The sequence below is a fragment of the Paenibacillus tyrphae genome (assembly GCF_000722545.1).
GTDB classification, from domain to species: Bacteria; Bacillota; Bacilli; order Paenibacillales; family NBRC-103111; genus Paenibacillus_G; species Paenibacillus_G tyrfis.
In genome coordinates this window covers 81,674-101,954 of record NZ_JNVM01000033.1, presented here as the reverse complement: position 1 = coordinate 101,954, position 20,281 = coordinate 81,674, and the positions used below count along the sequence as shown (strand labels likewise).

The 20,281-nt window shown below is 57.6% G+C and carries 17 protein-coding genes and 1 pseudogene; 13 read left to right on the top strand and 5 right to left on the bottom strand.

What is annotated here, in order from left to right; all coding sequences use genetic code 11:
- Positions 1–13: 13 nt before the first annotated feature.
- Positions 14–1,687, bottom strand: a complete 1,674-nt coding sequence (locus ET33_RS29880) for a glycerol-3-phosphate dehydrogenase/oxidase (RefSeq protein ID WP_036690727.1) — start codon at positions 1,685–1,687, stop codon at positions 14–16.
- 285 nt (positions 1,688–1,972) lie between these two features.
- Between ET33_RS29880 and glpK the strand changes: the two are divergent.
- From glpK to ET33_RS29860, 4 genes and pseudogenes are all read left to right on the top strand, one after another.
- Positions 1,973–3,428 (top strand): annotated as a pseudogene (glpK, locus tag ET33_RS29875) (glycerol kinase GlpK).
- 105 nt (positions 3,429–3,533) lie between these two features.
- Complete coding sequence (locus ET33_RS29870; RefSeq protein ID WP_036690723.1) at positions 3,534–4,286, top strand: YqjF family protein; 753 nt, start codon at positions 3,534–3,536, stop codon at positions 4,284–4,286.
- A 250-nt stretch (positions 4,287–4,536) separates the two neighbouring features.
- Complete coding sequence (locus ET33_RS29865; protein ID WP_036690721.1) at positions 4,537–5,712, top strand: DNA sulfur modification protein DndB; 1,176 nt, start codon at positions 4,537–4,539, stop codon at positions 5,710–5,712.
- On the top strand, positions 5,712–6,884 hold the full coding sequence (locus ET33_RS29860; RefSeq protein WP_036690718.1) for a DNA sulfur modification protein DndB: 1,173 nt from the start codon (positions 5,712–5,714) through the stop codon (positions 6,882–6,884). The genes ET33_RS29865 and ET33_RS29860 overlap by 1 nt, the downstream gene beginning before the upstream one ends.
- Before the next feature lie 686 nt (positions 6,885–7,570).
- On the opposite strand, the gene ET33_RS29855 is transcribed toward ET33_RS29860, so the two are convergent.
- On the bottom strand, positions 7,571–8,779 hold the full coding sequence (locus ET33_RS29855) for an ROK family transcriptional regulator (protein WP_036690715.1): 1,209 nt from the start codon (positions 8,777–8,779) through the stop codon (positions 7,571–7,573).
- A gap of 212 nt (positions 8,780–8,991) precedes the next feature.
- Here ET33_RS29855 and ET33_RS29850 point away from each other — a divergent pair, with 212 nt between their 5' ends.
- From ET33_RS29850 to ET33_RS29830, 5 genes are all read left to right on the top strand, one after another.
- Complete coding sequence (locus tag ET33_RS29850; RefSeq protein ID WP_036690712.1) at positions 8,992–9,729, top strand: class I SAM-dependent methyltransferase; 738 nt, start codon at positions 8,992–8,994, stop codon at positions 9,727–9,729.
- A gap of 1 nt (position 9,730) precedes the next feature.
- Positions 9,731–10,726: an MBL fold metallo-hydrolase gene (locus ET33_RS29845; protein WP_036690710.1), complete on the top strand. Its 996-nt coding sequence runs from the start codon at positions 9,731–9,733 to the stop codon at positions 10,724–10,726.
- A 207-nt stretch (positions 10,727–10,933) separates the two neighbouring features.
- Positions 10,934–12,010 carry a Ger(x)C family spore germination C-terminal domain-containing protein gene (locus tag ET33_RS29840; protein WP_036690707.1) on the top strand — a complete coding sequence of 359 codons (1,077 nt, stop codon included), beginning with the start codon at positions 10,934–10,936 and terminating at the stop codon, positions 12,008–12,010.
- A gap of 2 nt (positions 12,011–12,012) precedes the next feature.
- A complete protein-coding gene (locus ET33_RS29835; RefSeq protein ID WP_036690705.1) occupies positions 12,013–12,633 on the top strand; it encodes a hypothetical protein in 621 nt (206 codons plus the stop codon).
- A gap of 116 nt (positions 12,634–12,749) precedes the next feature.
- Complete coding sequence (locus ET33_RS29830) at positions 12,750–13,385, top strand: DUF1906 domain-containing protein (protein WP_051775805.1); 636 nt, start codon at positions 12,750–12,752, stop codon at positions 13,383–13,385.
- Positions 13,386–13,472: 87 nt separating this feature from the next.
- On the opposite strand, the gene ET33_RS29825 is transcribed toward ET33_RS29830, so the two are convergent.
- A complete protein-coding gene (locus tag ET33_RS29825; protein ID WP_036690702.1) occupies positions 13,473–13,988 on the bottom strand; it encodes a phosphatidylglycerophosphatase A family protein in 516 nt (171 codons plus the stop codon).
- Positions 13,989–13,998: 10 nt separating this feature from the next.
- A complete protein-coding gene (locus ET33_RS29820) occupies positions 13,999–14,871 on the bottom strand; it encodes a sensor domain-containing diguanylate cyclase (RefSeq protein ID WP_036690697.1) in 873 nt (290 codons plus the stop codon).
- Positions 14,872–15,068: 197 nt separating this feature from the next.
- Between ET33_RS29820 and ET33_RS29815 the strand changes: the two genes are divergently transcribed.
- The 3 genes from ET33_RS29815 (at position 15,069) to ET33_RS29805 (ending at position 17,631) form a co-directional block, all read left to right on the top strand.
- Positions 15,069–16,109 (top strand): GerMN domain-containing protein, encoded by a 1,041-nt coding sequence (locus tag ET33_RS29815; protein ID WP_036690695.1) that lies wholly within the window; start codon positions 15,069–15,071, stop codon positions 16,107–16,109.
- A gap of 150 nt (positions 16,110–16,259) precedes the next feature.
- Positions 16,260–17,018 (top strand): ribonuclease PH, encoded by a 759-nt coding sequence (gene rph, locus ET33_RS29810; RefSeq protein ID WP_036690692.1) that lies wholly within the window; start codon positions 16,260–16,262, stop codon positions 17,016–17,018.
- Positions 17,002–17,631, top strand: a complete 630-nt coding sequence (locus tag ET33_RS29805; RefSeq protein ID WP_036690688.1) for an XTP/dITP diphosphatase — start codon at positions 17,002–17,004, stop codon at positions 17,629–17,631. Before rph ends, ET33_RS29805 begins: the two co-directional genes overlap by 17 nt.
- 16 nt (positions 17,632–17,647) lie before the next feature.
- Here the strand turns inward: ET33_RS29805 and asnB are convergent, their stop codons facing one another.
- On the bottom strand, positions 17,648–19,492 hold the full coding sequence (asnB, locus tag ET33_RS29800) for an asparagine synthase (glutamine-hydrolyzing) (protein WP_036690682.1): 1,845 nt from the start codon (positions 19,490–19,492) through the stop codon (positions 17,648–17,650).
- Between the two features lie 312 nt (positions 19,493–19,804).
- Here asnB and ET33_RS29795 point away from each other — a divergent pair, with 312 nt between their 5' ends.
- Complete coding sequence (locus tag ET33_RS29795) at positions 19,805–20,146, top strand: hypothetical protein (protein ID WP_036690680.1); 342 nt, start codon at positions 19,805–19,807, stop codon at positions 20,144–20,146.
- Positions 20,147–20,281: the final 135 nt, after the last annotated feature.

The following is a 20,281-nucleotide window of genomic DNA, read 5'->3' as shown; positions in this document are numbered from 1 at the left end:
GCTCGCCGGGCGCTTACTCGGACGCGGCAGGCGTTGCCGCATCGTGCAGAAGCACGTCCAGCCGGCGCAGATGCTCCTCCGCGACCTCCGGCGTCCAGCCGAAGCGCTTCACCATGTAAGCCGTCGCCGGCTGCTTCCAGCGCTGTGCCCAAGCGATGTCGAAGTACACCGCGCCGGTCCGGCGGACGAAAAAGTCCTGCGGCGTCGCGACCATTTCCTCATCGATGCCGTAGGCGAGCGAAGCCAGCACATCCAGCGGCAGGCCGGTTTGCTCCGCTTCCTCGCGCATCTTCGTGCAGCCCTGGAAGACGCGGTCCGCGTTGGAGCCGTAGCGCTGCACGATCGACTCGGCTTGACGCTTCGTCAGACCGAGCGCTTCACCGTCGCGTACTTTCGCTTCCGCGAACGCCTTGAATTGCGCGGAGCCGCCGACGTCCCCGCCGGACAGCTTGATCCGGTCCGTCGTACAGCCCGGATACGATGCACCGCCTTGCTCTTGGAACTGGCTCGTGACGAGGTTGACGATGCGCTCCGCCATTTTGCGGTAGCCGGTCAGCTTGCCCCCGGCAATGGTAATGAGACCCGAAGGAGCGATGAAGATTTCATCCTTCCGCGACAGCTCCGACGGCGATTTGCCGTCTTCGTGAATAAGCGGACGCAGCCCGGACCAGCTGGACTCGACATCGGCCGCTGTTAGCTTGAGGCTCGGGAACATGAAGTTCGCCGCCGTTAAAATATAATCGCGGTCGGCCGTCGTCATCCGCGGATGAACGATATCGCCGCTGTAGTTCGTGTCGGTGGTGCCGACATACGTTTTGCCGTCCCGTGGAATGGCGAACACCATGCGACCATCCGGCGTATCGAAGTAGATCGCCTGCTTGAGCGGGAAACGCCCGCCGTCGATGACAAGGTGCACGCCTTTGGTCAGGTGCAGCCGCTTGCCCTGCTTCGAGCCGTCCTTTTCCCGGATCGTGTCGACCCAAGGTCCGGCCGCATTGACGATTTTGCGGGCAAAGATGTCATACGTTTCGCCGCTCAGCATGTCGACGATGCGCACGCCTTTCAGCTTCCCGCCCTCATAGAGCAGCTCTTCCACCTTCGCATAGTTGACCGCCAAAGCGCCGCGGTCCGCAGCGGCTTTCATCGTTTCAATCGTCAGCCGGGCGTCGTCCGTGCGGTACTCGACGTAGTACCCGCCGCCCTTCAGCATGTCTTCGCGGAGCAGGGGCTCGCGCCGAAGCGTCTCGGCTTTGGACAGCATGATCCGGCGCTCGCTCCGCTTGACACCCGCCAGCGAATCGTACATCATCAGCCCGACGGAGGTCGCCAGCTTGCCGTAGGTACCTCCTTCGATAATCGGCAGCAGCATCCACTCGGGCGTCGTCACGTGCGGCGCGTTCTCGTAGACGATGGCCCGCTCTTTGCCGACCTCGGCCACCAGCTTGAATTCGAACTGCTTCAAGTAACGCAAGCCGCCGTGAATCAGCTTCGTGGAACGGCTCGACGTGCCTGCGCCGAAGTCCTGCATCTCGACCAGTCCGGTTTTCAGCCCCCGGGTTTGCGCATCGAGCGCGATTCCTGCTCCGGTAATACCTCCGCCGATAACCAGCAGATCGAGCGGGGCTCCGGCCATCTCCTGAAGCTGTGCTTGTCGGTGTTCCCCTGAAAATTGCGCCTGTTTTGTCATGTGTATCGATCCCCTTTCGAAATGTGCGGCCGCCCGGTTCCGGGTAAAAGCAAAAAAGAGAAGACGTGAAACAACTCTACCTCGGCACGTTGCTAATCGCATACGCGCTCCTGCAGAGCTTGCTCACGGTCTTCTCTTGATCTCTGACCTGATTAACTTGTTAACTTTATCATAGCACGAGACCGGCTTCGGATCAACCTTGACAGCGAAATCGGGCTTATGATAGATTCCCTTTGCAACCATTTTCCTATATATAAGCGGACTATCCTCGGGGGAGGAATCGATATGACGAAGCCGGGTTATATTTTGGCTTTGGACCAAGGAACGACGAGCTGCCGGGCGATTATATTCGACCATGGAGGCGCTATCATTCATTCCAGTCAACGGGAATTTAAGCAAATCTTCCCGGGTTCGGGATGGGTTGAGCACGATGCGGAAGAAATATGGCGCGTTCAGCTCGGCGTCATGAAAGAAGCGGCGTCGCATGTATCTGCGGGGGAAATCGCCGCCATCGGAGTTACGAACCAGCGGGAGACGACGGTCGTCTGGGATGCCGTCACCGGCAAGCCTTTGCATAACGCCATCGTATGGCAGTGCCGGCGTACGTCGGACATGTGCCGCGAATTGAAGGAGCGGGGACTGGAGCAGATGATCCGTGTAAAAACGGGGCTGGTGCTCGATCCTTATTTTTCCGGTACGAAGCTGAAGTGGCTGCTGGAGTCAGTCCCGGGGCTTCGCGAGAAAGCGGAAAAAGGCGAAGCGCTGTTCGAAACGATCGATAGCTGGCTGAGCTGGAACTTAACCGGGGGCCAAGTGCATGCGACCGACGTCTCGAACGCTTCCCGGACGATGCTGTTCAACATTCATTCGCTCGACTGGGACGAAGAAATCATTCGGGAGTTCGGCATTCCGCGCGCGATGCTGCCGAAGGTGCTGCCCTCCAGCGGCGATTTCGGGCATACGCGGCTGCTGGACGCCGAAGTGGCGCTTCCGATTACGGGCGTCGCAGGCGACCAACAGGCGGCGCTGTTCGGACAAGGCTGCTTCCGGATGCTTTATTTTGAGAAATACGGGGGAACAGGCGGTGCTGTCGCAGAACGGCCTGCTGACGACGATCGCGTGGCAGATCGGAGACCGGGTTCACTATGCGCTCGAAGGCAGCGTGTTCATTGCGGGAGCCGTGGTGCAGTGGCTTCGCGACGGCCTGGGTCTGATCGAGGATTCGGCGGAAACCGAAGAGATCGCCTGCTCCATCGAGGATACCGACGGCGTATACTTCGTGCCGGCCTTCGCCGGTCTCGGCACACCGTACTGGGAGCCGGAAGCCCGCGGGCTGATCGCCGGTCTGACCCGGGCCTCCGGACGAGCGCATCTCGTGCGCGCCGCGCTGGAAGCCATCGCGTATCAAAGCCGCGACGTACTGGAAGTGATGCAGCGGGAAGCGGGGCACAAGCTCAGCGAGCTGCGCGTCGACGGCGGCGCCGTCAAGAACGGCTTTCTGATGCAATTTCAGGCGGATCTGCTCGGCGTTCCCGTCGTGCGGCCGAAAGTGACCGAGACGACGGCGCTCGGCGCCGCGCTGCTCGCGGGGCTTGCCGTCGGATTCTGGGCCGGTCTGGAGGAGCTGGAGTAATTGCAAGGCTTCGACCGGACATTCGAGCCGGCTTGCGACGACCTGACGCGCGAGCGGAAATACGAAGGCTGGCGGCAGGTATTGTCCTATCAATTGAAAGATCAATAAACCATCAATGAGGCCCGCAGCAAGCGCGGGGTCGTCTTAGCCGGCCTACCAGCGATTCGCGGGTCTGTACTCGTTCATAACATGAAGTCAAGGGGGGATCCAGACATGGAGCCTGACCGTTTCGATACCGCGCACCGCCCGTGGCCGCTGCCAGTGCTGCCGTGGATCATGAAGCAGACTTGGCGCAATCTGTTGTTTGCCCATTGGCCCGTTCCAGCGGATGAGCTTCGTGGTTACGTGCCGAAGGAGCTGCCGCTGGATACCTATGAGGGCAGCGCGTGGCTAGCTGTCGTTCCCTTCCGGATGACGGATATCCGGCTGCGCAGCTTGCCGCCGGTTCCGGGAACGAGCCGGTTTCCGGAGCTTAACGTCAGAACTTACGTCACGCTCCACGACAAGCCCGGCGTCTACTTTTTCAGCCTCGATGCGGCGCATACGCTCGCCGTCAAGCTGGCCAGACGGCTGTACCATCTTCCGTACTACCGGGCCGATATGGGCGTAACCGTGCAGAACGAAACCGTGTTTTACCGGAGTGAACGCCGGCAGGCGGGCCCCGCCTTTGCTGCACGTTACCAGCCCGTTTCGGCGCCATATACGGCCGAGCCGGGATCGCTGGAGCATTGGCTGACCGAACGCTACTGCTTGTATACCTTGAACGGGCGACGGGACGTCATGCGCTGCGACATCCATCATCCGCCCTGGCCGCTGCAGAAGGCGGAAGCCGAGCTTTACGAGAATACGATGCTGACGGGCAACGGCCTTCCGTTTGCGCCGGACGTTCCTCCGCTGCTTCATTATGCGGAAGCTCTGGAAGTGCGCATATGGCCGCTCCTGAAGGCTGCTGACCGAATGCCTTAGCCTGCGTCCGTTCGGGACGAATCCATCATAGCTCTGTAACCTGCCGATACGTTTCATCTTGAAGTGTCGGCTTTTCCTTATTTTGCTCTTTTTCAAAAATGCAAGCTCGGAAAACGAAAAAAAAGACGCATATTTTGCCAATATCCTGAATGTTTCGTGTCTTTTCGGTGTATAATGGAATTATATGAACCTATTATAGTAAACTATATGCATATAGCTTTACGCGAGGTAAGCCAAGGAGGAAACGGATATGGATCAAATTTCATCTCTGTCGGAGCTGCTGGCGGAGCAGAAAGCGTCATCGTATATCGAAATCCCTGGGGCGATGTCCCGGACGTTCGGACAGACTACGCTTTCGACCACGCTTCCGATGAGCAAGCTGTTCGCCATCTATGAAGTGGATTTGGAGGTTCAGCGCTCCATCGTTCCACAAAACTTGTCCAAGATGATGGACTATATCATGCTCTATCTGGATCACGGACAAGGCATTTATTTTCCGGGGATCATCCTCTCGGCCCGCGGCGCGGGAGAGTATGATGCGCAGGCGCAGGTCTACCGTTTGCAGGCGATTGAGAAGCTGTACGTCGTGGACGGCCAGCACCGGCTTGCCGCCTTCCGCCGCCTGATGGAAACACTGCAGGGCGCAATGGCCCGGGCAAAAGACCGCCGGGAGTATGAACGCATGGAAGAAATCAGCGCGAAGCTGAGCAAGCTGTACGCTTTCCCTATGTCCACGATGATCTACCTGGACATCAACGCGCGTCAGGAACGGCAGCTGTTCTCCGACATCAACAAGCTTCCGCGCAAAATCGGCGGAAATCTGGCCGTTCTCCGCGAGCAGCGCCGATTCTATCATGTGCTGGCCTCGAGGCTTGTGGAAGATGCGCCTGTGATGAAGAATCTGCCTGTCGACATGTTTACGGAGCGGGGCAAAGGGCCGGAGTATTTGTTCTCCTACCACCTGCTGATCGAAATTTTGATCGGCTTGTTCGAAGGACGGCTCAAGTCGGCGTCGCGCAACAACGGGTACTATTTTGAGGAAAAAGAGATCGAAGAGCATTTGAAGCTGGGGGCGCTCTATTTCGAAAGCCTGCTCAAGTATTTGCCGGAGCCGGAAAAGGGCGAGCTCTGCTGGACGGAAAACCTGCAGATCGCGCTGGCGATGTTCTTCCACGACGAAGTGACGAAAACCGGCACGTTTAACAAATACGCGCTCGATTACGCGCTCAAAATTTTGCCGCATATCGACTGGAGTGCCATTTACAGCGGGGACGAGAAAGACCGTTTGCCAAGACGCTCGCGCATCGTAAAAGCGTATCAGTTCGTCAAAGATTTTTACGTGGAGCACCACATGTTCCTGATCCGCGATGATTCGACGGGGCAGCAAGCTTTTCCGGGAGATAGCTCTAAGGAGGACGTCGGTTAATGGACGGTTTAAATTTGCAAATGACCATACATCCGTTTTGCGATCGCTTCGGACTCGCAACGGTTGCGATACAAGTGCAGGATTTGCTTAATTACACCACCATCGATCCGATGGTGCAGCGGAAGCTAAGCGGGGGACAACGCCGCAAAATTTCCAACTATTTGCAGGAGCGCGAGCTCGACCGCGTCTTTTTCGGTCCGGTCACCTTAAGCTTGCGCGACGTAAGCAGCTTGGCTAAGGTGCAGAACGGCCTGTACCTGCGCCCCGGCTCGAAGCTGAGCATTCTGGACGGCCAGCACCGCATCCTTGCTCTCGGCTACGTGAACGAGCAAATGCTCAAAGAAGCGCGCAGCCTGGACAAGAAAGTTTCCGCCATGAAAATCAAGCACCGGAAAGCGCCGGACAATGTGGAGATCGCAAGCGAGCTGGAACAGCTGGAAGGCCAGGTTGAGCAGTTGGAACGCCGCCGTCTGGAGCTGATGGAAAGCGAGCTGGCGGTGCAAATCTACATCGGGCTCAGCGAGGAAGAAGAGAAGCAGCTGTTCGGGGATATCAACTCCAAGGTTCAGCTCGTCAGCAAAGAGCTCGGCCATTCGTTCGACTCGATCGATCCGCTCAACGTCGTCATTCAGCAGGTCGTGGACCACAACGTCTTCTTGAAGTCCGCGGGTGTAGAGCGTCGGGCCAACCTGACCGCTTACAACAAAAACTTTACGTCGTTCAGCTGGATGTACTCGACCGCGACGATGCTGTTTACCGGCAAAATGCAGCCGTCCTACGAGCTGGCGCGCCGAATCAAGCAGGACCCGTCCACGTACATCGAGATTTTGCACCAGTTCTACAGCACGCTGATTCCTCTCATGCCGGAGCAGCCGGGGGTGCCGCAGTACACTTCGGCGTCCCGCGCCATGCAGGAAAGCGTCGCGCTGTATGCACACCGTCATTTGTTCACGGACGGCAAGTATACGAAGAACTGGACCAACTGTCTGAATATCTTCGAAGGCTTCGATTGGACGCACGAGAACGAGCAGTTGATCGAGCGCTTCGGAGTACTGGACAACGGCAAGCTGAACCTGATTCACGAAAAATCGCTGCGCAAGCACGGCAAGCTCGTTCAGCTGTTCCAAGAGCTGCACGGCGATACGGCCGAGGAAGGCGAAGAGTCGGCTTAAGGCAGTTTGAAGTGGAAACATAAAATTAGGCGTCCCTCATAGCGGGGGCGCTTTTTTGATATGTCCGTTGAGGGCAGGAGACGAAGCGACGAGACGATAGGCAGGGGGAGAGTTGAGTAAAGACGAGGCGAGTGACGGCTGGACGGGAGAGTGAACAGAGGGACAGGGACGTATGATCATTCCAAGATGATAAAATGGGGGGCTGTCGGTAGGAGAAACCATTTTGCGCCGGTGCAGGTTATTATGAGTCATCGCTTGTGTCAGTGTAACCGGGTGAGGTGCATTAAGCGGGGATTTTAAACGTTGCATCGGTGATAGCGGAACCCAGGTGCTCTAATCGTGTCGAAAAGTATTCATATCCCCCAAAATGGGGCTGTTAACGCACGACAGATTCGCTATTTTGAAATGCCGGGCTATTTCCGGTGGCATAGGGTATGTGTAGTTCTGCTAAATTTTGGTGAAAGTCTCAGGCATCCGCTCTTGGCTGTCCAGCGTCTGGTCGCCAGCATTTGGACACCGGTACTTGATCGCCAGTACTTTGTCGTCGGTATCTCGCCGGCGACCCCCGGCGACCCCATCGGTACCTGCTCCCTAGTCCCCGGCTCGCGGCTCCTGACACCTTGCCATCGGCACTCCGCTACGTACCCCACCTTCCGTGCCCGACTCCCGTACCTGGCCCCGCCCGATTATACTGAGCTCAGCTTATTCACGATCAGCAGCGCCGCCCCGGTGGCGAGCGCCTCTTCGCCGAGCGTGCCTTGGCTGAACACAACCTGATATTTGGGATAATAGTACGTTCTTTGAATCGCGACGCGCGTCGCGGTATGGAAGAAACCGACATGGCCGCCGATCAAGGCACCGCCCAGAATGACCTTCTCCGGATGCAAAATGTTAAGCAGGTTGGACAGCCCGATGCCGAAATAGGTGGCGGCCTGCGTAAACAGCTCGGCCGTCAGCGGATCGCCGGCCTGCAGCGCCTGCTGGAGATGGGCGAAGCCGATCTTCTCCGGGTTGGGTTCCAGCAGGAGCAGCAGGCTGTCGCGGCCTTGCTTGAGCCGGGCCTGCGCTTGCTGCTCCAGCGCATGAATGGAAGCGTACGATTCGAGCGCGCCGAAGTTGCCTTGATTCCACAGGCGGGGGCCGTCCGTTTGGATGATCATTTGGCCGATCGACCCTTCCATATCCACCGCCCCGTAGACGACCTGCCCGTTCGTCATCATGGCCGAACGCAAGCCGACGCCGACGTGAACGTACAGCAAATGGCGGTAATCGCGCTCCCGGTCCGACCACGATTCGCCGATGAGCGCCGTATTGGCTCCGTTATCAAGCAGAACCGGAAAGCCAAGGCGGCTTTCCAGGAAGCCGGTGACGCTGACATTTTTCCAGCCGGAGGCGGCGAAATGGAGCGGCTCCAGCAGCATGCCGGAGGCCCGGTCCAGCGGCCCGACGGCCCCGATGCCCATCCCGAGCACCTTGTCGGCCGAAAGAGAGCGGCGCTCCAGCATGGCGCGGGACTCGGCCACGATCTCTTCGAGCAGCACCTCGGGAGTGACGTCCTCCGTCATGACCCAGCGCTTGCTGTCCAGCTTGTTCAGCTGCAGGTCGAACAGAATGAGCTTGGAATACATCCGCGATATATCCAATCCGAACACATAGGCATAATCGGGATTTACCGTAAATAAAATCGGCCTGCGCCCTCCGGTCGATTCGCCGAAGCCGGCCTCCGCAATAACCCCTTGGGCCGTTAATTCCTCTAGCGTCCGGGTTAAGGTACTGCCCGTCAGCCCGCTTTTCTCCAGCAGATCGATCTTGGAGACCGTCCCCTGTTTGCGGATCTGCTCGAAAATTTCTTTATGCTTGCGTCCGGCAATGCGCTGTTCAATGGCGGTTGTCATCTTTTTCCTCCGTTGCCAGAAGGGTCTCTTTCTTTTTCAACCGTTAATTATACTACAGTCCCCGGCGGCCCGCTATCCTTCCTTGAGAAAAATGAAGTCCGACTTCAGCGCGGACGGCAGATTCGAACAAAAACGTGCGTTCAGGCGGGACCTTCTGGTAAAATAGGGCTTAGTTTGTCCAGGAAAGCTGGGATAGAAGGGACGAAAGTGAAATGACCGAATGGTTCGAAAAAAGCTTTGGACGGGATTATCTGCTCGTCTACAAGCATCGCGATATGCAGGGCGCTTATGAGGAAGTGCGCCGGATGATGGAATGGCTGGAGCTGCCCGAGGGAGCGGAGGTCCTTGACCTGTGCTGTGGCATGGGGCGGCATTCGATGGCGCTGAACGGATTCGGGTTTCGGGTCACCGGGATGGACTTGTCGGAGGTGCTGCTGGCGGAAGCGAGAAAGCTGGATACCGCAGGCGAAGTGCGCTGGGTCCACGGGGATATGCGCAACGTGCCGATAACCGATCAGTTCGATGCTGTCGTCAATTTGTTTACGTCGTTCGGTTATTTTTCCGGCGATCGGGACAACGAGCAGGTGCTGCGGGAAATGTACCGTCTGCTCGCCCCGGGTGGGCGGTTCATTATCGATTATTTGAATCCGGCCTATGTGGCGGCGCATTTGATACCGCACTCGGTTAGAACCGTCGAAGGAATCCATATCGATGAGAAGCGCCGGATCGAGGACGGATTCGTGCGCAAAACGATCGTGCTGCAGGACGGAAGCGGATCGGGCGAGCGGGTCTACGAGGAGCAGGTGAAGCTGATCGGACAGGAGCGTTTTCTGGACATGCTGGAGCTGGCCGGGCTGAAAATCGACGCCATTTACGGCGATTACGACGCTTCGGCTTACGAGCCTGACCGATCGAAACGAATGATCTTTGTCGGCAGGAGGGACGCATAATATGGACGGATCGCCATCAAGCCGCCAAGGGAGCGTGACGAAGCACGGCGACGTGCTTCAGATCAAGGTGCCCCTGCCGTTTCCGCTGCGCTGGGTGAACAGCTATTTGCTGCCGGGGGAGAGCGGCTGGACGTTGATCGACCCGGGGCTGCGGACGGAGGCGGCCGAAGCTGTCTGGGCGTCGGCGCTTGCGGAGCTTGGGCTCGGCTACTCCGACATCGACCGCATCGTGCTGACGCACCATCACCCGGACCACTATGGGCTGGCGGGATGGTTTCAAGAGCGCACCGGCGCGCCTGTGCTGATGTCGCGGAGCGGACTTGAACAGACGCGCTTGCTCTGGGGAGACGGGCAGCCGATGACGCAGCGGATGCTTGCGCTATTCCGACGGGAAGGAATGCCGGAGGAGCTGGCGCAGCAGATGGAGGAGCATATGCAAGGCTTTGTCGCGTCCGTTTCGCCGCAGCCGAAGGTCACTGTCGTGGAAGCCGGGGAGCGTGTAAGGCTCGGCCGTGAGGAATACGAAGCGATCGAGACGCCGGGACATGCCGCAGGGCATTTGTGCTTTTACCGCGCGGAGACGGCTGTCATGTTTTGCGGGGATCACGTGCTTCCGCAAATCTCCCCGAACGTTAGCTACTTGCCCGGAGGGATCGACGAGAACCCGCTTGCCAGCTACTTGGCCAGTCTGGAAGCGATTCGCCGATATGAGGTGCGGCTCGCGTTTCCCGGTCACCGGGAGCCTTTCGGCCATCTGCAGCAGCGGGCCGACGAGCTGATCGCCCATCATGCGGAGCGTCTGGAGGCGATGCGGTCGAAGCTTGCGGAGCCGGCCACGGCGTATCACGTATGCCGGGCGACCTTCGGGGAGCGGCTCAGCCTGCACCAGCTGCGCTTTGCGCTGTCGGAAACGATAGCGCACCTGATCTGGCTGCGCGAAGCCGGCAAGCTGACCGTAAACGCGCGCGAGGGGCTTGTGTATTACCGGCAAGCGTAGTGCTATTCCAATCCGCCGGTTTCGACCGACCGGCTGTGTGCGGCATGGTTCCGTCCATCAAACGGGGCTTGCCGCTTTTTCGCGTGGCCAGGGTGCGATGAGTAAGTTCTGGAATAAAAAGGGAGGAATTGGGAAATAGTAGATGATCTGTAGCGTGTTTTTCGTAACGGTTGTCGGACTATTTTTTTAATATGGAGGCGGCTTCCCTTGAACATAGAACGAATCTTCATAAACCGAGCGGTATCGCTGCTGCTTACGGCGGCTTGCTTGCTGCCCGTCGCAGGGTGCGCCCGCTTGACGGCTGCGGAGCCTCGCGCATTGCAAGCGGAGGAAGCGAGGCTCGTGGCTGCAGGGATTGATGAAGGCCCCGGCGGCCTTCGCGTAACGACAGGCTATGGCCCGCCCGCGTCCGGCCGCTCGCTGCAGCCTTACTCCATTACCGGTCCGCGGATGCAGTCGTTTGTTTCGTTCCAGGCTGCGGCTTACCGATGGGAGCGGCACCGGCCGCCGGAGCTTGTGGCGATCGGCGATGCTTGGGCGCGTTCGCACGGCTTCCCCGCCTCGTGGACGAGGCAGATCCGGATGCTCGGCGTGAAGCAGGGCCGCAGACCGCTAGTGGCGGTGGTGGAAGGGACGGCCGAACGGTTCGTCAGCAGCCCGGAAACGATGAACGGCGGCATTGCGCGGCTCCGGGAAGGAGGCTGGACCGCAGACCCGCTCCGCTTCGCAGGGAGCGCGTACGAGGACGATGTGGTTCTGCCTTACTTGTCCGCAGGTCCGGCCACAATGGACAATATTCCCAGCCAATCGGGTGTTTCAACCCGGGCACTTTTGTTTAAGAAACAGGAGCTTGTGGCCGAGTTGACCTCGTCCCAAAGCAATCTGCTCGCTTGCATGATGGGGGGGTACGGTCTGCCGAAGCTCGAATGGTCTTCGGAAGAGACGCCTTTTGCTACCGATTCCCCGCTGCTGCGTAATATTACTTGCCGGGCTGAAATTGCGAGCAACGGCGATTTGAAGCAGCCCCGGCTGAACATTGTGATGCGGGTGGCGGCTTCGCCCGGCGGACCATCCGTTACCGCCGATAGTTGGGCATCGAACCTGCAGCGGCAAGGAACGGAATTGATCCGGTTGCTTCAAGGCCTGCGCTCCGATCCGCTGCGCTTGGGGGAGTCCGTACGGCAGCAATATCCTGGCGTGTGGAACCAGGACCGCTGGCGTGACGCTCTCACCCGCGCCCGAATCGATCTGCAGGTTAGGGTTACATTCGACGGAGGTGCTTGACGATGAAAACAAAAAAACACGCACATTGGATGAGAACGGCGGCTCTGTTGTCCGCACTGATTCTCACGGTGACGCTGACAGCTTGCAAGAAAGAGGCGGCCCAGCCGCCGAAAACCCCGGAGCCCGCTCCGACGGAGCAGACGACTCCACCGGGGCAAACGACCCCGCCAGGCCAAGCCGGACAGACGACGCCGGGTCAGGGTGGAGAGGCGGCCAAACCGCCGGAAGAAGCTCCTATCAAGATGGGGCAGCTTCAATACAGCGAATTGGAGCGGACGACCGTCGCCACGACGGCCAAAACCGCCAGCGTTCCGACGTATTATTTGCCGGAGCGGGGAGCCTCGGACGATAAGATCGATCAGATGGGTACCAGCGCCAAGCTGCTGACGCTGAAATATTACAAGATGACGATCATGGAATCGCCGGAAGAGATCAAGCCGAGCGGCAAGGTGGAATCGAAGCAGGAAGTAAAGCTCAACAACGGAACGGGCCAATGGATTACGGCCGGCGGCCAAGCGACCTTGCATTTGAAGCTGGACAAGACTTATATTGCGCTTAGCTCGGACAAGCTGTCCCAAGCGGACCTGCAAACCGTAGCCGAATCGCTTGCGAACTTGAAGTAAGCGAAACGGCAAACGATAGCCTTTTTTAGAGAACCGGGCGGCATGCATCCGGTTCTCTTTTCCTCTTGCGGCATAACCTGTACAAGAACGATGCGATTTTTGCGGGAGGTGTGGCTATGGGGGAAGGGATTGACCGGGCGGCTCCTTTTACGACGGCAGAGCCGCTTGATTGTTTGCTGCAGAACGGAATTACGTTTATAGGCCGATATTACAGCAGCTCCGATTGGAAAAATTTAACCCGCACGGAGGCCGGGCTGATTTCGTCCCGCGGGCTGTATATCGTGGCGGTCTTTCAGGATGCAGCCAATTATGCGGATTATTTTACGTACGAGCGAGGGATCAACGATTGTTCCGCCGCGATAGCCCGCGCTTCGGACGTCGGCCAGCCCTACGGGACCCCGATCTATTTTGCCGTCGACTTCGAAGCGCATACGGGAGACCCGGCGCTCGGACAAGTGGAAGCCTATTTCGAAGGGGTACAGAAGACCATGCGCCAGCATGCGGCCGCAAATGGCGGCGACAAGTGGGAGCTTGGCGTGTACGGCAAGTATGATGTCGTAACCTACATCGCGAACTGGATCATGGATGTAACCTATGTTTGGCAGACGTACGCATGGAGCAGCGGACAGGAGTTTGGGGGCTGGAATTTGTATCAGTACGAGGATGACGAGTTGTTGGCGGCATGCGGCGCCGCGGGCACGATCGACCGCGTTCGTTCCAACGGCAATGGAGGCGGCTTTCAAGTAAGCTGAGACGATAATCGTGTGAATTTTTCCGACGCGATGATTTTTGTGAAAAAAGAACACGGCGTCCTCTCCTCGGAGAAGCGCCGTGTTCTTTTACGTCTGCGTACGTTCCTTCTCTTGCTGCTTGCGGTGGGCAATGCGGCTGCTGGCGGACGCCGCGATAGCGCCGACGATATCGTCGAGGAACGTATGCTTGTGCTTGCCGCTCTTATCGTTCAGCCGCCCGACCAGCCCCGGTTTGACTTTGTCAATATATCCAAAGTTGGTGAGCCCGATGCTGCCGTACACATTGACGATCGATAGAGCCAGGATTTCATCGCAGCCGTACAGCCCCTCGTCGTTCTCGATCATCTCCTGAAGAGGAGACAGCAGCTTGCCCTCCTCGGCCAGCACGTCGAGCTGAATCCCCGTCAAAATGGCATTCTGCACTTCCCGCTTGCCGAGGACCTGCTCCACGCTTTCCCGGCATTCGTCCATCGTCAGGTTGGAGTAATAGTCTTTTTGCAGAAAATAAGTAAGCTCCGCCATTTCTTCCATGGTGACGCCGCGCTTTGTTAGCCACGAGGCCGAAGCTTCGGCAACCTGCTTGCTGTTCAAGCTGTAGCTCATAGAGGCCTCCTTAGAATTCCGAGAAAAACCGGAAGTGGTTTTTGCCTTGCTGCTTCGATGCGTACATCGCCGTATCGGCGCACTGCAGCAGCCTGTCGATATCATGCCCGTCCTCGGGATAGCAGGAAACACCGATGCTGCTCGTAATGCTCATGGTTTGGCCGTTCAGCTCGAAAGGCTGGTTTAGCGTCTGCGCGATTCTGCCGACGATCTTGGCAATATCCTCCCGGTGCTCGAACTGCTGCACTAGCACGACGAATTCGTCGCCGCCCATCCGACAGACGGTATCCGGTTCCCGGATGGAATGCGAGAGACGGGAAGCGGCCATGGTCAGCAGCTCGTCGCCGGTGGCATGGCCGTATGTATCGTTTATGCGTTTAAAATCATCGAGGTCCAAGTAAATGACGGCCAGCTTATGGTGGTAGCGCTTCGCCAAATGCAGCGATTGGGTAAAGCGGTCCTGAAATAGTCTGCGGTTCGGCAGTTGGGTCAACGGATCGTAATAAGCCAGACGGGTCAGCCGCTCTTCCAGCTTCTTGAACGCCGTGATGTCTTTGGCTGCCAGGGCAGCCTGCCAACCCGAAGACTCGCATGCCAACGGATATCCTTGGCCTTCAAGCCATACGAGAGCTCCGTCCGGCAGCACGGCCCGAAACGTCATCGCGAACGGTTCGTGCTCTTGAAGCAGCCGGCGGCATGCCTGCTGCAGCGGAAGGAGATCGGTTTCGTATACCCAGCGGAACAAGGCCGTACCGTAATTGGGCTCCGGGGACAAGCCGACCGGCGAACCGGTTTCGTCGAATACCCACAGCCAATCCGGAGATTGAAGCACAACGGCCCGGTATAGGTCGTCAGGCACGAAATCATGAAGACGGTTTTCCATGGGAAATCACCTCTTTTTGGAAAAACACATCTATATTATAGGCTTTTAGTACCGTATAAATCAAGGATATATCCGTCCAAAGTACCATAAATCCAATCTTCCTCCGAATCGGACAAAATGGTGTCATAAACTTGTCTGCCGCCCGTATACATAAAAGTAAAAACGGACAACACCCCAATACCAAGGAGGAACACGCAATGAAACAATACAAAGGGATACAATGGGCCGCCGTTGTTGGAATGGTCGTTCTGCTTGCCTCCGGCTGCTCGCTTCTGGGAAAGAAGGAACAGTCTCAGCAAATCGATCCTCCGCCGGCCGGAGCGGACGCCATGGCCACAAGCGGCAAAGTGTCCCAGACGATTGCCAATCCGATGCAGGTGACGGTTTACGCCAAGGATGAAAAAGGGTTCGTCGCTCCGATTGCCGTTCAAGTCGAAAAGACCCAAGGCGCCGCCCGCAAGGCGCTTGAATACATGGTGGACGGCGGCCCGGTACAAGGGCACCTGCCGGCCGGATTTACAAGCCTCCTTCCCAAAGGTACCGAAATTAAAGGCATTAACATCGTGGAAGATCAAAAGCTGGCTATCGTTGATTTTTCCAAAATGTTTGCGGATTATAACCTGCAGGACGAAAGAAAAATTATGGAAGCCGTCACTTGGACCTTGACGGGCTTTCCTGCGGTAGAGAAAGTGCAGCTCCGCGTCGAGGGCAAGCCTTTGAAAGAGATGCCGGTCGGCGGAACGCCGCTGGACGAAACGCTAACCCGTGCGATCGGAATCAACGTGGAGAAGCCGGAAAGCGTAGAGTACGGACAATCGACGCCGGTTACGCTGTATTTTCTAAATCAGAATCAGGAAAATTACAGCTATTACGTGCCCGTCACCCGGCTCGTCCCAAGGACGGACAACGTTTCGGAAGCGGTCATCCGGCAGCTTATTGCAGGACCGGATCAGAAGAAAGGCCTGGTTGCCGTCATGGCTCCGGGAGCCGAACTGCTGAAAGTGGACAAAACGGACGACTTGATTACCGTCAATTTCTCGGACAAAATGCTCGGCCCGGATAAAAAGGCGCCGGCCGAAGCGTTGAAAGCGGTCGTCTTGTCGCTCACGGAAAATACGAACGCAGCTGCCAAGGTGCAGATTCTCGTGAACGGAGACGCCAAAGTAAGCGCAACCGACAATCAGAGCTACGCGAAGCCCGTATCCCGGCCTCAAACCGTGAATCAGCTGAAGCTGTAGCTCAGGCGAGATGCCTCATAAACGAACGCTCCTTCCTGTGCGGCCCGCTTTCGGAAGGAGCCTTTTTCGTTTCCGCAGGCCCGTTTGGTTTTCCTGGGGCGCTCTGGTACAATGGGAACGTGAAAGCCAAAAGGAGGAAATGAAACTTAAATGAGAAGCGATGGGAGAAGTGTCGATCAGGCGCGTCCTGTGAAAATTACGACCAATTACAATAAACACGCCGAAGGCTCGGTGCTGATTGAAGTGGGAGATACGCGGGTCATCTGTACGGCGACGGTGGAGGAACGGGTTCCGCCGTTTATGAAAGGGCAGGGCAAAGGATGGGTGACGGCCGAATACTCGATGCTGCCCCGGGCGACTTCGGTCCGCAATCAGCGTGAAGCGGCCAAAGGGAAGCTCGGCGGACGCACGATGGAAATTCAGCGGCTGATCGGACGGGCGCTGCGTTCTGTCGTCGATCTGGAAGCGCTGGGTGAGCGTTCCATTACGCTGGACTGCGACGTGATTCAGGCGGACGGCGGCACCCGGACGACGTCGATCACCGGCGCGTTCGTCGCCATGGCGATCGCGATGGATAAAATCGTGCGGGAGCGGAATTTAAGCCGGTTCCCGATCACTGATTTTCTCGGTTCCGTGAGCGTGGGCATCATTCAGGAGAAGCCATACCTGGACCTGAACTATGAGGAGGATTCCAAAGCGAAGGTCGATATGAACGTGGTAATGACCGGCCAAGGCAAATTCGTCGAAGTGCAAGGAACCGGCGAAGAAGCCCCATTCTCCCGGCAAGAGCTTGACGCACTGCTGGCGTTGGCCGAAACGGGCATTCAGGGCATGATTCGGGAGCAGGCGCAGGTACTCGGACCGATTGCGGAACGCATTAAGGGGGCGTCCCATGCGGCTCGGAGCTGAGGTCGTTATCGCGACGACAAACGCCGGTAAACTTAAGGAATTCGAGAAGATGTTCAGGGAGAAAGGCATCGCGGTCAAAAGCCTGCTCGATTACCCGGAGATCCCGGATATCGTCGAGGACGGGGATACCTTTGCGGCGAACGCCTTGATCAAAGCCAGAGCGGTGGCCGGGCGGCTCGGCGTTCCTGCGGTGGCGGACGACTCCGGCTTATGCGTGGATCGTCTGAACGGCGCGCCGGGGGTATACTCCGCCCGGTATGCGGGCGAGCCGAAGGACGACGCGGCGAATAACCGCAAGCTCGTCGGCGAGCTTGACAAGCTGGAGCCGCTGCCCCGGCCGGATGATACGGCTCATCCCGAAGCGCTCAGCCCCGCCCGTTTCGTCAGCGCCATTGCGCTCGTGAACGCGGAAGGAACGCCGCTTGCCGAGGTCGAAGGGACGTGCGAGGGCGTCATCATTCGCGAGCCGCGAGGCAGCGGGGGCTTCGGGTATGATCCGTTGTTTTACGTCCCGGAGCTCGGCCGGACTCTGGCGGAGCTGACGCTCGAAGAGAAAAATGCGCTCAGCCATCGGGGGCAGGCCATCCGTAAATTGTGGGACTTCTTGGCCTAAGGAAGCCGTATTGTCATTATCGAATCGATACTTTGTAATGGCGCAGCCACATATCGACTTGGGCCAAATAAGCGAACAGCTGCGGCCCGGTCATCAGCTGGCCGAACCAAGGCAGCTGGAAGCGGCCTTCGTCGTCCTCGGCGAGGGTGCGGATTTTGGCCGTATCGATGAACGGAAGCAGAGGCGAGGAAGGGTCGTTTAAGATGTCCAGTACCCAGGAGCGGACGGCGGTCAAATAGTTCGGATTGTGCGTTTTCGGATACGGGCTTTTTTTGCGGGCCAGCACGTCTTCGGGAAGAATGCCGCGGAGCGCTTTGCGCAAGATGCCTTTTTCCCGTTCGCCGGCGGTTTTGATCTCCCACGGAATATTCCATACGTATTCGACCAGCCGGTGATCGCAGAACGGCACGCGCACTTCGAGACCGACCGCCATGCTCATCCGGTCTTTGCGGTCGAGCAGCGTCGGCATAAAACGAGTAATGTTCAAATAGGACATTTCCCGCATCCGGTTTTGCTGCCCGTTCTCGCCGGCCAGACGGGGCACTTCGGAGAGAGCTTGCCGGTAGCGGTCCTGCACGTATTGGGCTGGCTTTACCCAATCGACAAATTCGGGAGACAGCAGGGCGATGCGTTCGGGGGTCGCCAACGACCAGGGGAACGTTCCGGCATTCAGCGCTTCCTCCCGGTGAAACCAGGGATACCCGCCAAAAATTTCGTCGGCCGCTTCGCCCGATATCGCCACCGTGGCGCCTTTTTTAATTTCGCGACAAAACAAATAAAGCGAACCGTCCACATCGGCCATTCCGGGCAAGTCCCTGGCCAGCACGACGGTTCGGAGCGCCTCCACGAGCTCCGGCGTATCGAATTCGATCGCATGGTGCACGGTTCCGAGGTGCTCCGTCATCCGCCTGATCCAAGGCGCATCCGCATTCGGCTGAAAGGCGCTTGCTTGGAAATGCCTATCGTTGTCGACATAGTCGACCGAATAGGTATGCAGGGCTCCGAGCCCTTGCTGCGCATAGTATTGTGCAGCAAACGTCGTGAGAGCGCTGGAGTCGAGCCCGCCGGACAGCAGCGTGCAGATCGGCACATCCGAAGCGAGCTGGCGGATCACCGTGTCCCGAAGCAGCTCGCGCACTTTGGCGGCCGTCGTCTCCACGTCGTCTTCGTGCGGCTTGCTTTCCAGCTTCCAGTAAGTGCGTACGCTTAGGCCGCGCACATCCATGACCATGCAGTGACCCGGCTTCAGCTCCTGCATATTTTTATAGACGCCATGGCCTGGCGTACGCGCCGGTCCGATGGCGAAAATTTCCGCCAGTCCTTCGCCGCTGATCTGAACCGTAAAGTCCGGATGCGCCAGGATGGCCTTCGGCTCCGAACCGAACAGCAGCCGGCCTTCGGCGTAGGAATAGAAAAGAGGCTTAACGCCCAGCCGGTCGCGTACGAGGAACAGCGACTGCTCTTCGTCGTCCCAAATGGCAAAGGCGAAGATGCCGTTGAGCCGGTCGACACAGGCTCGGCCCCATTCGACGAACGAAACGAGCAGCACCTCGGTATCGCAGGTCGTGACGAACCGGTGGCCTCGCTGCTCCAGCTCTTTTTTTAATTCGGGCGCATTGTATAGCTCGCCGTTATAGACGATGGTTATTGTATTATCTCCGATTTTCCGGGTCATGGGCTGGGCTCCGCCTGCCGGATCCATGACGCTCAGACGGCGGTGGCCGAGCGCGCAGCGGGGCGTGATCCAGCTGCCGGAGGCATCCGGACCGCGCGAGGTGAGAGTATCCGTCATCGTTTCGAGAACGGACGGATACTGGGTCAAATCTTTGTTCCAATCAATCCATCCCGTGATTCCACACATAGCTTTCATCCTCTCCGGTCTTCCAGAATCTGTCGCTACCACGAGGGGTCCAAAGATGACAGCAAGATGATAAAGGTTATGCTTGGCGGGAGCGGATGATGTCTGTCCGGGCGAGGCGCGCCGTGGAAAACTTGATGAAAAAATGGACAAACGGCCGCAGAAAAGTTACACTTAGCGTATAGGTGTATTTTTTATAACGGCCTGCGTCTTGGAAACCGATGTATAGAAAGCGTCGGTTTTGTCTCACGCTATAGCTGAAGGAACAGTAGGCAGGAAGACAATTGATCAACAGGTAAAGGTGGTTCATCATTAATGAAAAGAACGTTCTCAGAACAGCAGAAAGAATACAAGGAAGCCAAAGAAAACTTCGAGAAGGCGAATAAAGAATTTGAGCAAAAGCTCGCAACGACGAAAAAACTCGGTAACGTAACTCCGGAAGTGATGGAGCAGCTTGTCGGCGATACGGGACTTCATATTGCATTGAACCGGCTCGGTGCGGCGGAAGCCGCGCTTCTGAAATGGTCGCACGAGATGATTCAGAACGAACGCGATTATTTGCAAAATAAAGAGCAGGTCGACCGCATGTACAGCTTCATCGAACAAAATCCGCACATTAAAGCGCAGCTCATCCAAGCCGCGATGAAAATGGAATAGATTTCGGAAAATGGAACGCTGAACAGCGCCTGCATAACGGGCAGCCCGGATGCCGTGTTTATTACGCATCCGCGGCTGCTTTTTCATGTCCGCATAACGCGCGACCGAATCCGGCATTCTAATTTAAGGGAACGA